The 13,101-nt window shown below is 62.2% G+C and carries 10 protein-coding genes; 2 read left to right on the forward strand and 8 right to left on the reverse strand.

What is annotated here, in order from left to right; genetic code table 11:
- Positions 1-300: 300 nt before the first annotated feature.
- Positions 301-2,046: an alpha-glycosidase gene (locus tag ACFFSY_RS12935; RefSeq protein WP_377494476.1), complete on the forward strand. Its 1,746-nt coding sequence runs from the start codon at positions 301-303 to the stop codon at positions 2,044-2,046.
- A gap of 603 nt (positions 2,047-2,649) precedes the next feature.
- Positions 2,650-3,882, forward strand: a complete 1,233-nt coding sequence (locus ACFFSY_RS12940) for a sugar phosphate nucleotidyltransferase (protein ID WP_377494478.1) — start codon at positions 2,650-2,652, stop codon at positions 3,880-3,882.
- 143 nt (positions 3,883-4,025) lie between these two features.
- Here the strand turns inward: ACFFSY_RS12940 and ACFFSY_RS12945 are convergent, their stop codons facing one another.
- The 8 genes from ACFFSY_RS12945 to ACFFSY_RS12980 form a co-directional block, all read right to left on the reverse strand.
- Positions 4,026-4,409, reverse strand: coding sequence for a YuzC family spore coat inner layer protein (locus tag ACFFSY_RS12945; protein WP_377494480.1), 384 nt, complete (start codon positions 4,407-4,409; stop codon positions 4,026-4,028).
- 139 nt (positions 4,410-4,548) lie between these two features.
- Positions 4,549-5,682, reverse strand: a complete 1,134-nt coding sequence (locus ACFFSY_RS12950) for a putative 2-aminoethylphosphonate ABC transporter substrate-binding protein (RefSeq protein ID WP_377494482.1) — start codon at positions 5,680-5,682, stop codon at positions 4,549-4,551.
- A gap of 115 nt (positions 5,683-5,797) precedes the next feature.
- Positions 5,798-6,598: a DeoR/GlpR family DNA-binding transcription regulator gene (locus tag ACFFSY_RS12955; RefSeq protein ID WP_377494484.1), complete on the reverse strand. Its 801-nt coding sequence runs from the start codon at positions 6,596-6,598 to the stop codon at positions 5,798-5,800.
- 40 nt (positions 6,599-6,638) lie between these two features.
- Entirely contained in the window at positions 6,639-7,808 is a 1,170-nt protein-coding gene (locus tag ACFFSY_RS12960) for a saccharopine dehydrogenase family protein (RefSeq protein ID WP_377494486.1), read from the reverse strand.
- Between the two features lie 202 nt (positions 7,809-8,010).
- Positions 8,011-9,177: a 2-aminoethylphosphonate--pyruvate transaminase gene (gene phnW / locus ACFFSY_RS12965; protein ID WP_377494488.1), complete on the reverse strand. Its 1,167-nt coding sequence runs from the start codon at positions 9,175-9,177 to the stop codon at positions 8,011-8,013.
- Positions 9,174-9,974, reverse strand: coding sequence for a phosphonoacetaldehyde hydrolase (gene phnX, locus ACFFSY_RS12970; protein WP_377494490.1), 801 nt, complete (start codon positions 9,972-9,974; stop codon positions 9,174-9,176). Before phnX ends, phnW begins: the two co-directional genes overlap by 4 nt.
- 109 nt (positions 9,975-10,083) lie before the next feature.
- Entirely contained in the window at positions 10,084-11,781 is a 1,698-nt protein-coding gene (locus ACFFSY_RS12975; RefSeq protein WP_377494955.1) for a putative 2-aminoethylphosphonate ABC transporter permease subunit, read from the reverse strand.
- Between the two features lie 47 nt (positions 11,782-11,828).
- A complete protein-coding gene (locus tag ACFFSY_RS12980) occupies positions 11,829-12,872 on the reverse strand; it encodes an ATP-binding cassette domain-containing protein (protein ID WP_377494492.1) in 1,044 nt (347 codons plus the stop codon).
- Between the last annotated feature and the right edge of the window lie 229 nt (positions 12,873-13,101).

Here is a 13,101-nt window from a genome sequence, read left to right on the forward strand (position 1 = left end):
TCCCTCCGCTTTTGCGTTTGTTAGGCGCGGCAGCACCATCGGGGTGCGATGATGTCTCCGCTGCTCGTGTGACTACTTTCATATACCCGTAGGCATCCGCCGTGAAACAAGCCCGCGTCTGGAAAGGCGGCCGATTCTGCCTGCTTACGGCCATCCGATTCACGGCGCTTGCGGCGGGTGTAAGTGTGTACTAAACATGAACCGCTTGTCAGGCGCCTGAATGCCCGAGCCTCATGTCAAGTCGGCAGGGGTGGGCGCGGAATCGCGGCGGTTCGTTTTTCGAGAAGAGGAGAGATGCGCATGCAATGGGAGTGCTTTCATCATTCGCCGAGGAGCAACTGGGCGTATGCTTACGACAAGGATACGATTCATCTGCGCGTGCAGACGAAGCGCGATGACGTCGAAGAGGTTACGGCCGTTACGGGCGACAAGTACGATTGGGACGGCTGTCACGAGGACGTCCCGATGGAGAAAATCGCTTACGACCATTTTTTCGATTATTGGGAAGCGGCGGTTAAGCCCAAGTATAAGCGGTTCTCCTATGGATTCCGGATGCGGACCGGCGAAGAGACGGTATTCATGACCGAATCGGGCATCGGGCCGGATCAGCCGGAGCCGCCGGGCGGCTATTACGAGTTTCCGTACATACACGAGATCGATATATTCGCGGCGCCGGAGTGGGCGAAAGAAGCGGTGTTCTACCAAATCATGCCGGACCGGTTCGAGAACGGCGATCCGAGTATCAGCCCGGAGGACGTATGCGATTGGGGCGGAGAGCCGACGCGCGAGAATTTCTTCGGCGGGGACCTGAAGGGCATTCTGGAACGCCTGGACCATCTGACCGACCTTGGCGTGACCGCGGTGTACTTGACGCCGATCTTCGAGGCGCCGTCCAACCACAAGTACGACACGGTGAACTACATGAAGGTCGATCCGCATTTCGGCGATACGGCGACGCTCAAGAAGCTCGTGCGCGAATGCCATGCGCGCGGCATCCGGGTCGTGCTTGACGCGGTGTTCAACCATACAAGCGAGCAGTTCCCGCCTTTCCAGGACGTGCTGCAGAAGGGCGAGAAATCGAAATACGCGGACTGGTTCCACATCCGGGAATTCCCGCCCGAGGTCCGCGACGGCGTGCCGACCTACGATACGTTCGGTTTCTACGGCAACATGCCGAAGCTCAACACCGCCAATCCCGAGGTCAAACAGTATTTATTGGAGGTGGCGACGCACTGGATTCGCGAAGCGGACATCGACGGCTGGCGGCTGGACGTCGCCAACGAGATCGACCACCATTTCTGGCGGGATTTCCGCAAAACCGTGAAGGAGCTCAAGCCGGACGCCTACATCATCGGCGAAGTGTGGAGCGAGTCCCGCCCGTGGCTGCTTGGCGATCAATTCGACTCGGTCATGAACTACCCGTTCGCGGACAAGGTGCTCGGCTTCTTCGTGGAAGACGCCTTCGACGGGCGGGCGTTCGCCGAGCAAATCAACAATCTGCTCATGCGGTATCCGCAGCAGACGAACGAGGTCATCTTCAACCTGCTCTCGAGCCACGATACCCCGCGCGTGCTGACGCGCGCCGGCGAGGACAAGCGCCGCTTGAAGCTGGCCGTCGTGTACCTGTTGACGTACATCGGAACGCCGTGCATCTTCTACGGCGACGAGGTCGGGCTGAAGGGCGGCGGCGATCCGGATTGCCGGCAGTGCATGGTGTGGGAGGAGGAGCGGCAGGACCGCGACCTGCATGATTTCTACAAGCTGCTGATCGACCTGCGCAAGTCCCACCCGGTGCTGCGCAGCGGGCGTTTCCGCTTCCTGAAGGCCGATGGCGGCGACTCGCGCGTCATCTACGAGCGGCTCGGCGAAGGCGAGCATTTCATCATCTGGATGAACAACACGCCGGAGGAGACGCAGATGGAGCATCCGCTGGAGACCGATGATTGGACGGATGCGCTGACGGGCGAGCGCGTCCCGGTCGAAGACGGCGTGCAGACGATCAAGCTCGACCCGTACGGGTACCGGATCATGATGCGCACGCTGTAAGCGGCGAGATAAGGGGCTTCGCCCCTTTAACCCCACTTTTGGCGTGCCCTCCCCCTTCCCCCTCCGCCGAGGGGAACCAAAGGGCTTTGCCCTCTGGACACCCTTCTTCGTGCAGCCACAATTGTTCGCGGTCGGCGGGTTGGCTTGAGTGGGGCACGCTTTTGTCCTCGCGGACAAAGCTTCAGTGGGTTTTGAAATCGGTCCTAAGGCATCAGCTTAGCATTGGGGCGGGAGGAAAGGGGGAGGTTTAGGTGGCAGCCAAGCCCTCCTTTTTTGTTGCTCGGGCGAGAGCTGGGCTGCGGTGCGGCGCGATAGCAACGCTGAGGTAGCTATTGCGTGCGGAGCATTGCAGATGGCGCGAATAGCGTGTCCAGCCAGAGGCCTAGCCTCGCCCGATAAGCGCTGCTCAAGGCGCCAGCGAATTTAGACCAATAGCCAGAGGACAAAAACACCCAAATCATTCCATTTACCACTATTTCAGGCGGCTGAATCAGTGTCGGCGATGGACGGCGACATTATTTTTTTGTAAGAACGGCGCGGGTTTCAAGCCGTGAGGGGAGGTGTATTAACGTTATACCAAAACACGTCGGGAGGAACCGTAACATGAACACCAACGAATGCATCGCAATGCTTCTTGCCGGAGGCGAGGGCCGAAGACTGGCTCCGCTGACGACTCACTTGGCCAAACCTGCCGTCCCTTTCGGCGGACGGTGCCGCATTATCGACTACACACTCAGCAATTGCGTGAACTCGGGGATTTCGACGATCGGCGTGCTGACTCAATATAAAGCAGAATCGCTTCATGCCCATATTGGAGACGGCTCCGCTTGGCGTCATACTGGCGACGGCCGGGAGACGGACATCGCGCTGCTGCCTTCCGCGCGCGTCGGCCGCGAAGGCTATGCAGGCACGGCGGATGCAATCTGCCAAAACATCGACTTCGTCGACGCCAAGGCGCCCGAACACGTCATCGTGCTCTCCGGCGACCATATCTATCATATGGATTACCGCGAGCTGCTGGAGGCGCACAAGGCGTCCGGCGCGGCGGCGACCATCGCGGTGAAGCGCGTGCCCTGGAAAGAGACAAGCCGCTTCGGCATCATGAACACGGACGGCAAAGGACGGATTACCTCGTTCGTCGAGAAGCCAGCCAAGGCGCAGAGCAATCTGGCTTCGATGGGCATCTATATATTCCGTTGGGCCGACCTGCGCGCCGTGCTGCTGGCAGATTGCGAGGACGATCGGTCGAGCCACGATTTCGGTAAAGACATCATTCCGCGCATGCTGCAAGCCGGGGAGCAGCTGGAGGCGTATTCGTTCGACGGCTACTGGCGCGACGTCGGCACGGTCGAGAGCCTTTGGGAAGCGCATATGGATATTCTCGACGGCGAGCTGGACGCCTCGTGCGACGCGTGGCCGGTAGCTACGCGCGAGCGGAAGCAGGCGTTCCGGTCGTACGTCAGCCCGCACGCGGATATTCTAACGTCGTATGTGCATGAAGGCAGCTCCGTCGAAGGCGATCTGGAGCGCTCCGTAGTGTTCGGGGGCGTGGCGATCGGCCGTGGCACGGAGGTCCGCGAAGGCATCGTCATGCCGGGCGCGCGCATCGGGCGGCAGGCTCGGATTACCCGCGCGATTATTGGGGAAGGAGCGGTGATCGAGGATGGCGCGGTCATCGGCCACCCGGACGGCGACATCGTCGTGGTCGCGGCTGGCGAACGCGTGTCGGGCAACCCGCTCTATCGCAAATGGCCGCTCATGCTTCCAAAATCGATGTACGACGTCAACGGATCCGCTTATGCGGGGTCTGTCAACGTCTCTTGGGAAAAGGCGTAATCAAGAGCATGGCGAGAAGCGAGCTTCCATCCGGCCGTTCAAGCGGCTGGTCGGAGGCTTGTTCGCTTATGTACGCGGAAAATAGGGCCAACGAACAGACGCCTCCGGCCACCGGCGAAAGGCGTCTTGTTTGCGCGCGGCCCTTAAAGGCCCCAACGGAGCATCATGCGCAGCGAGCAGCCGTCGACCTCGAGCGTGAACGTCACTCCCGTCGGGGTGTAAGACGTATGAATGGGCGTGCTGGACCCGACGCTCTTCAGCATGCTGTCCACGGCGTCCTGCTTGCCTTCTTGCGAGGCGCTCATCAATTGATGCGCGAATCCGGGATCGCTGAGCTTCTTCAGCAGCAGGGAGCCGTCGCTCATCAATTTGGAGAAGCTGCCCACGGACGCTTCGAAAATTTTCGTGTCGACCGGGGGGAATGCCCGCGTGTCTGCGGGAGAGAACGAATCAGCGGGAGAAGCTGGTCCGTAAGGTCGGTAGGCAACAGCCGGATAATAAAGGGAAGAGGAACGATAAGAATACACGTTAGCACCGCCATTATATTGGAATTTTTGCTATCCCATGGTATGTGGGCGGCAGCGGAGGGGTGCATGGCCCGCGCGCCGATAAGCCGCCGGCGCGGATATCCACGCCGGCGGCTTTTTGGCCTCTTTGTCCCGAACCTTACGATTTTGGCTCGCTTTTGCCGTCGTACCGTTTAGTCCACTCTGCCAGAATGGCGTCGCGGTCTTTCGCGGCTTGCAACAAATCGTACTTGATCAGCTGGTTCAACGGATTGGTCGTATAGCCTTCGGGAATCGCAGCGCCTTCGCCGCCAACCGCGACGATCGCGTAGTTCTTGTTGTATTCTTTCATGGCGTCGTCGGTGATCGCCCAGTCGAGGAAGTCTTTGGCGACCTGTTTGATCGCGTCCTTCTTTACGAGCGCGTTCGCCTCCACGTCCCAGCCGGAGCCTTCCCTAGGGAAGACGACTTCGACCGGCGAGCCGCCGCTCTTCTCCTTGATGGCGCGGTAGCCGAACGAGATGCCGATCGGGTATTCGCCCGTGCCCGACATCTTGGCCGGCTTGGAGCCCGAATGGGTGTACATGCCGATATTTTCGTGCAGCTTGTCCAGGTAAGCCCATGCCGCGTCGGCGCCTTTCAGCTGCACGAGGCCGGACACGGTCAGGAAGCCTGTGCCGGACGAAGCGGGATTCGGCATCGTGATAAGTCCTTTATACTCCGGCTTCAGCAGATCCTCGTACGATTGCGGGATGGCGAGTCCTTTCTTCTCCAGCTCGACCGTATTGACCGCGATTGCCGTCTCCCAAGCGTCGATGCCGACCCAATGCGCCGGGTCGGCGCTGTCCTTGAACGATGCATTCACGCGCTCGATCCCCTTCGGCGAGTATGGCTCGATCATGCCATTCTGGTCGAGCACGAGCAGGCTCGTGGCGGCCGTGCCCCAGACGACGTCGGCTTGCGGGTTGTCCTTCTCGGCGAGCAGCTTCGCCGTGATGATGCCTGTCGAATCGCGCACAATGTTCAGCTTCACGTCCGGATGCCGGGCTTTCCATGTGGCCAGGTAAGCCTCGATCTGGTCGTCCTCGAGCGCGGTGTAAATGGTCAATTCTTTGCTGTCCGCATCGACGCCGGCATTAGCGCCGCTGCTCCCCTTCGCAGCGACGTTCGATCCTCCGGCTGCCGAGCTGTCAGCGTTCCCGTTATTGCCGGCATTATTGGCCGTGCTTCCGCAAGCAGTCAGCGCGATCAGGACGATCAGCAGCAGCAGTGCGGTTAAACCGCGTTTTTTCATTGGTCTCGCTCCCCGTTAATTGTTATTCCTCACAATCTCTACTATAAAGTTGGTTCTTTAATACAAGGTAAAATGCACGTTAATAAATTGTTTTCTTTTGCGATATAGTTGTGATTCATTGTGTTGTGAGCGGGGACGCGACCAGCCAATGGATGTCCTTCTCTTCCAGCCGGGCGTGCCATTCTTTCGGCGGGGCAACGTCGCTGACGACGATGTCGACCTCTTCAAGGCCGGCAATGCGGCAATAATGGTTCGTTCCGATCTTGGTATGGTCGGCGAGCACGATCGATTGTTTGGCGTGCTTCATGAACGTCCGGGAAAGCATGGCGCGCTCGTCCTCGTAGGCGGTGATACCGCCGTCGATCTGCAAGCCGTCGGCGACGAGGAACGCTTTGTCCACGTGAAAATGGCTCATAAAATGGATGGCGAGCGAACCGGAGGTACGGTAATGCTTCGTGTTGACGCGCCCGCCGATTAGCACGATTTCCCCGTCGAACACGCCGCGGTTGCGGTAGCCGATCAGCAGGTTCAGCGTATGGACGCTCGTGACGAGCACGGTCAGTCCTTTGCGCATGACAAGCGTGTCGATCATCTTGAGCGTTGTCGTTCCGTCGTCGAGCACGATCGTCTCGCGGTCCTGGATAAGCGACGCGGCGGCGTGGCCGATGCGCCGTTTCTCCTCCGCCTGCAGCACCTCGCGCTGGACGTAGGCCGGCTCCTCGCGTTCGACGTTGATTTTGACCGCGCCGCCGTAGACGCGCTTCAGCTTCGAATCGCCCTCGAGTTCCTCCAAATATCGGCGCACCGTCTCCGAGGACACCTCCAGCGTGGCGACGAGTTCCGGCGTGCGCACCTTGCCCTGCAGCTGCAGCAGGTTCAAGATGACTTGTTTGCGTTCTTCTCCCGCAAGGGACATGGCTTCTCGCTCCTATCTCGATTGATGGGCATATAGGCGGCTATAGCGACTCGATCGTCTCGTGGATATGGATACCCCGCTTGCGCAGCGCTTCGAAAATGACCTGCGGCTCGAACGCTTCCTCCGGCGTCACGATGCCCGGACGATCCGCGCACAGCGTCTCGCCTTTGGCGATGAGCTCGGCCGCGATCGCCAGCGGAATGCCGACGTTGCGGGTATAGGCGCGCAACCCTTCCCAGCCTGGGACCGAGCCGTCCGAGCTTGGATGCGTGTGGGTCAGCGTGTGGCGCATGAGACGGCCATCGGCGATGCCGGTCACTTCGACGTGGAGCGCGTAGCCGTAAAGCTCGGTCGCGCGGCCCTCCGGCGCTTCGCATAGGTAGGCGCCGATAGCGTCCATGATACCCATCTTCGTATCGCCGATCGCGATCTTGTCATTGCGCATGAACCCGTATTCGTACAAGGCGCGCACTAAGCGCATGTTCTGCTGCGGCCATGTGCCCCGCACCTCGATCAGACGCACGCCTTTGGCCTGGAGCGCCGCGGCGAGCGTCCGCGTCTCGGCGTGGGGGATGATGTATTGCACCGCCGCGCCGTAAGGCTCGGGCAACTGGATCTTGCGGGGACGGGCGAAAGGCGGCACTTGCAGGAAGGCGCCGTTCTCGTACACGACGCGGCCCGGCAGCTGCGGATCGTACTCGTAGGTCGTCGTCTCGGCGATCGACTTCGAGAAGGCGATCGGGCGATAGGAGCCGTGGCTGACGCGTACCTCGTGCACCTCGTCCAGCTGGTTCGCCGCATGCATCGCCATCATCTGCGTCACGCCCGGCGTCATGCCGAAGCCCGGCAGGCAGGTGCGTCCGTGGCGGACGAAGCCGTCCTGGCTGCGGTCCTCGTCGCCGAAGCCGTTCAAATTGATGCCGTGGCAGCCGGCCTCCGCGATGCAGGCGGTGGACAGGCCGTTCAGCGTGATGGTGGTGCCGTCCATGACGATATCGTAGCCGCGCAGCTGGGCGACTGTCGCGTCATGATCGCGCACGTTCACCTGCACGACGTCGATGCGGGAATCGTTCAGCTCGTCCGCGACGCGCTGCGCCTCCTCCGCGTTGTAATCGCCGATCGTAATGCGTTCGAATTCGGAATGCTGGACCAGATCGAGCACCGCTTCACGGCAGATGCGGCCCGCGCCGCCTAGACAGAATACTTTCATGGATCGATATACCCCTCTCGGAAAATGGAGTGCGTCAGAAATAACGGATGTGGGAGCGGCATGCGGACGTCGTTCCAATTGCGCTTGCGCGCGAGCTTAGTGCACGCCCGCAACCGGCTGCCATGTGGCGGAAGCGACTGCCGGCGCGGCAAACGCCAACGTATAGCCCGCTTCGCATATCCGGCGCTGCACGGGCTAACGCCTACACTTGGCTCGCTTCGCTCATCCGGCGCAGCACCGCTTGCGTCAGACGCGCCATGTCGGCCGGCTGCACGTCGCCGATGCTGCCGATCCGGAATGTGTCGGCGGCTGAAATTTTGCCCGGATAGATGACGAACCCTTCGGCTTTCAAGTCGTTGTAGAAGGAGGCGAACTCGAACCCGCCTTGCTCTGGATAACGGAACGCCGTAATGATTGGCGACTGCCACGAGGCGGGCAGCAGCGGCACGAACCCGGCCTGCGCCATGCCGAAGGCGAGCGCCCGCTGGTTCTCGGCATACCGGCGGTGGCGAGCTTCGATGCCGCCTTCCTCTTCCAGCTCGATCAGCGCCTGATCGAACGCGCGGACGACGTGCGTCGGGGAGGTGTAGCGCCATTTGCCCCCCTGCTGCTCCATCGTAAGCCATTGGTCGTACAGATCGAGCGACAGCGAGCGGGCGTTGTCGCCGCACGTCTCGATGACGTCGCGCTTAACGAGGACGAAGCCGAAGCCGGGCACGCCCTGGATGCATTTGTTGCTGCTGCTGATCAGCCAATCGATATCGAGCGCCGCCATGTCGAGCGGCACGCCGCCGAAGCTGCTCATCGCGTCGACGATGAAGATGCGGCCGTGGCGCTTGACGACGGCGGCGATCTCTTCGAGCGGATTGAGGATGCCGGTCGTCGTCTCGCAATGGACGAGCGCGACGTGCGTGATGGAAGGATCGGCGGCCAGCGCCGCCTCGAGCGCGCGAGGGTCGGCTTGCGCGACCTCGCCGAACGCGACGACTGTATGGGCGATGCCCAGACGCTCGGCGATCTGGACGATGCGATCGCCGTAGGCGCCGTTCGTCAGCACGGCAAGCTTGCCGCCAAGGCGCGGCAGCGCCGTGCCGACCGTCGCCTCGACGCTGAACGTGCCGCTGCCTTGCATCAGCACCGCCGTATAGCGCGACGGATCGGAGGGGGCGGCCAGCGCGGTCAGACGGCCGCGGATCGACTGGACGAGCGCATTGTATTCTCTATCCCACGTGCACCAGTCCCGGAGCATGGCGCCCTTCACGGTCGCGGTCGTGCTGAGCGGGCCGGGCGTGAGCAGCAGGTACGGGTTCAAGACGGATGGTGCGGCCGCATCTTGACGAAAGACCGGGGAGGCAGGCTGCTGATTCATGGACGCTCCCCCTTAGCTAGACGCGCTTCGATGTTTGGGAACAAGCCGTCCAGCTCGCCGATCTCGCGGATGATGTAGTGCGCGCCGGCTGCCGTCAGCCGAGATGCTACTTCATTGAGCAGCCGCTCGCGTTCGCTGTTATCCAGCGCTTCGGTCTCCGCTTGCGATAGACCGAGCTCGTTGCCGCCGAAGACGACGCCGACGGTCCAGGCGCCCGCGGCGCGGCCCTCCTGCATGTCGGCTTCCGTGTCGCCGCATTTGACGACCGCGTGCATCGGATAGACGCCCAGCGCTTCGGCATTGCGCAGCAGCATCCACGGGTGCGGACGCCCGCCTCCTTGCGTTTCGTCCGGCGTCACGGACGAATCCGGCGCATAGCCGCGGCGCGCCGCCTCGGGCATAAGCAGGTCCATCATCGGCCGGGTATAGCCGGTCGTCGTGCCGATCTTGATGCCGGCGCCGCGCAGTCGGTCGACGAGGGCGAGGGCGCCCGGCACCGGCTCGGCGAATTCACGAACGATCGACATCAGTGCCGGTTCGAAGGACGCATACAGCTCCTGTACGTCAGCTTCGCTCGCCGGCGCGCCATATCGGCTGATCCAGGCGTCCTGCACGGCCGGCTGGGCGCAAATATCGCGCAGGTGGTCGATTTTCATCCGGCCCATCGGCTTGCGGATATCGGCGTCGGAGACGGCGATGCCGCGCTCCTCGAACAACTTGCGGAATGCGGCGACCGGCGCGAAGCTTCCGTAGTCGACCATCGTGCCGGCCCAATCTAACATTACAGCTTGAATCATGTGGAGTTCCTCCTAGGGATCGAGTATGGGGTAACAAGTGAAACAAATCATTGCGAATCGGACGCGTGTACGGAATAGGCCGGGGCTTGTAGCGCGTGGTGCGCGCCGATTATCGGCTGCGCCACCCCGAAGTCCGTTTGCGCAGCAGTGCCGAGATGGCCTCGTACGCAAGACGCGCCAGCAGATTGGCGGCGACGATCAGAACCGACATGGCGGCGGCCTTGGCCGTGTCCCCGGCGTCGTCCATGCTGACGATGGCCACGGACGCGAGCTTCAGGTCGGCCCCGTATAGGAAAATGACGGCCGATACGGTGACCATCGCGTTCACGAAGAAGTAGACGAGCATCTCCAAAATCGCGGGAAGCGACAGCGGCAGCGCGATGCGGGCGAAGAAGCGCGGCCACGAGACGCCAAGCGACGCGGAGACATGCGCGAACTCCTTGTCCATCATCTTGAGCGACGTCGTCGCCGTCATGAACGGCACCGAGTAGAAGTGCGCAACGTTCGCCAGGACGAGCACCGCCATCGTGCCATACAGGATGTGCAGCGGATTCGCCGGATCATTGAAGAAGAATATGTACGCAAGCCCGATGGCAAGGCCCGGCAGCGCCAGCGGCACGATCGCCAGGAAGTAGCTGGCTTGACGGAGCGCGCGCAAAATCCGGATATTCTCGATCATGTACGCGGCGGCGAAGGTGATGAACGTGCCGGCGAGCGCGGTCCAGGCGGCCATCCGGACGCTGTTCCAGAACGGGGCGAGCCCGCCTGCCGCCGCGTCGGCAAACTGATATTTGGCCAGCGTGAGCGTCAAATTGTAAGGCCACGCCTTCACGAGCGACGCCATGACGACCGCGCCGAGCAGCAGCAGCATCGCAAGCGCGATCAACGACGCGTATGAGTGAGCCAGCGCGTTGCGCAGCCGTCCCGGCCGAACGGCGTATGGCGTGGAGCGCGAGGTAACATAGGCCTGCTGCCTGCGCGCCGCGATGCGGTCGATGAGGAATGCCGCGACGGCAGGCAGCGACAGCACGATGCTGACGACTGCGCCGAGCGCCATGTTTTGCTGGCCGATGACCTGCTTGAACATGTCGGTCGCCAACACGTTGTACTGGCCGCCGACGACCTTCGGCGCGCCGAAGTCGGTGAAGCTGAGCGTCGCGCAGACGATGGTAGCGCTGATCAGGGCGTATTTGACCGAAGGCAGCGTGACAGTGAGCAGCTGTCGAAGCTTGCCCGCCCCGAGCGTCTCCGACGCTTCATACAGCCGGTAATCGCTGATCGCGAGCGCGGCCGACAAGATGAGGAACGCCTGCGGGAACGTATAGACGACCTCGGACATGATAATGCCGACCTTGCCGTACAGCGGAATGCGCAGCTCGAACGGAAGCCAGCCGAATAAGCCGGTAGTGATCGCGCCCTGATGTCCGAACAAGTAGACGAGGCCGATGCCGTGCATCATGGTCGGCGCGAACAGCGGGAGCAGCGCCATCGCTTTGTAGAGCGATTTGCCCCGGATGTCCGTGCGCGTCAGCACATAAGCCAGCAGGAAGGCAAGCGGGACGGCAATGATGGTCGTCATGAACGAAATGAAGATCGTATTGCCCAGCGATTGCAGCAAGGCTGGCGATTCGAGATACGCCCGGAAGTAGGACAGGCCGGCGAATTCGCCTTCACGCGTCAGGAACGCCTGGCGGAAGAGCGCGGCGAGCGGCAGCGCGACCAGGACCGTCATGGCAAGCAGCAGCAGGAGGAGCAGGATGGCCTGCATCCATTCCGCGCGTCCCCATCGGCGGCGCCGGCGCGGCATGACCACGGCGCTGGACGGGCGGTAGGCGGCGGTTTCGATATCCGGCATCAGGAGGAACGCCTCCCTTGGGCGTTCAGCGCCTCGGCCGGGTAACGAAGCGGCTCCCCGGCCGGCAGCTGCAGCCGAAGCGGCGCGCTGCGCGCAAGGTTCAGCATGCGCGCGAGCTGAGCGGGTACGTCGACGAGCACCGGCGCCGCGTCCACGTAAGGCTGCTCGGGCAGCAGGCTGACGCGATAATACGCGCCGCGGAACTCGGCGTGCGCCACCGTGCCTGCGAGCACGGTGCAGCCGGCCTCGGGCGCTTCATGCGCGCCGAGCGGCTTGATCTGCTCCGGACGCACCGCCTGTACGCCCCCTGCCGCGCCGCCATCCGGAATGAAGTTGATCGCGCCGATGAAGTCGGCGACGAACGGCGTGCGGGGGCGTTCGTAGATTTCTTCGGGCGTGCCCGTCTGCGCGACGCGCCCTTGATCCATGACGACGACGTGGTCGGCCATCGTCAGCGCCTCCTCTTGGTCGTGCGTGACCATGACGGTCGTGATGCCGAGCCGCTCTTGAAGCAGGCACAGCTGATCGCGCAGATGGACGCGCACTTTGGCGTCGAGCGCGGAGAGCGGCTCGTCGAGCAGCAATACCTCCGGGGAGAGCGCGACCGCCCGCGCCAGCGCAACCCGCTGCTGCTGACCGCCCGAGAGTTGTGCCGGGTACCGGTCTTGAATATCCGGCAGGCCGACGAGCTCCAGCATCTCGCGCACCTTCGCTTTAATCTGGGCGCGCGGCAGCTTGCCTTTCAGCCCGTAGGCGATGTTGGCGCCGGCGGTCAGATTCGGGAACAACGCGTACGATTGGAACACGATGCCGAAATTGCGCTTCGCCGGCGGGAGCGGGGTCAGGTCCCGGCCGCCGAGCCGGACGGCGCCCCGATCGGGGTGTTCCAACCCGGCGATGATGCGCAGCATCGTCGTTTTGCCGCAGCCGCTCGGGCCGAGCAGACAGGTGAACTTGCCTTTGGGAATCGTCAGCGTGACGTCCCGGAGCGCTTCGAACGCGCCAAACCGTTTGTGTATGCCTTCAAGCATGAGGGATTCCATATGCGCGCTTGCGACCTCCTTTGTAGTGAATTGCGTAGCGTCCCTGTACGACATGCTCCGAGATTGGTGGGACAAGGGGGACTGTTGCCGTGCGTCCGGCCCGCCGAGATGACGATTTACGAGCGGAGATGGCAAAATGGCAGTGATTGACCGGAGCCGGCCGTTGATCGCGCCGCGACCAACGGAAGAAGCGACGGCTTGAGCGGAAGCAGCCTTTAACTCGGCAAGG

Source organism: Paenibacillus aurantiacus, assembly GCF_042431225.1.
GTDB lineage: Bacteria > Bacillota > Bacilli > Paenibacillales > Paenibacillaceae > Paenibacillus_Z > Paenibacillus_Z aurantiacus.

What these genes read in the sequence shown, in the direction of transcription:
- ACFFSY_RS12960 (WP_377494486.1), bottom strand. Translation starts at nt 7,808, where the DNA reads ATGAAAGTATTCTGTCTAGGCGGCGCGGGCCGCATCTGCCGTGAAGCG.
- ACFFSY_RS12955 (WP_377494484.1), bottom strand. Translation starts at nt 6,598, where the DNA reads ATGTCCCTTGCGGGAGAAGAACGCAAACAAGTCATCTTGAACCTGCTG.
- ACFFSY_RS12975 (WP_377494955.1), bottom strand. Translation starts at nt 11,781, where the DNA reads ATGCCGCGCCGGCGCCGCCGATGGGGACGCGCGGAATGGATGCAGGCC.
- ACFFSY_RS12950 (WP_377494482.1), bottom strand. Translation starts at nt 5,682, where the DNA reads ATGAAAAAACGCGGTTTAACCGCACTGCTGCTGCTGATCGTCCTGATC.
- phnW (WP_377494488.1), bottom strand. Translation starts at nt 9,177, where the DNA reads ATGAATCAGCAGCCTGCCTCCCCGGTCTTTCGTCAAGATGCGGCCGCA.
- ACFFSY_RS12980 (WP_377494492.1), bottom strand. Translation starts at nt 12,872, where the DNA reads ATGGAATCCCTCATGCTTGAAGGCATACACAAACGGTTTGGCGCGTTC.
- phnX (WP_377494490.1), bottom strand. Translation starts at nt 9,974, where the DNA reads ATGATTCAAGCTGTAATGTTAGATTGGGCCGGCACGATGGTCGACTAC.
- ACFFSY_RS12935 (WP_377494476.1), top strand. Translation starts at nt 301, where the DNA reads ATGCAATGGGAGTGCTTTCATCATTCGCCGAGGAGCAACTGGGCGTAT.
- ACFFSY_RS12940 (WP_377494478.1), top strand. Translation starts at nt 2,650, where the DNA reads ATGAACACCAACGAATGCATCGCAATGCTTCTTGCCGGAGGCGAGGGC.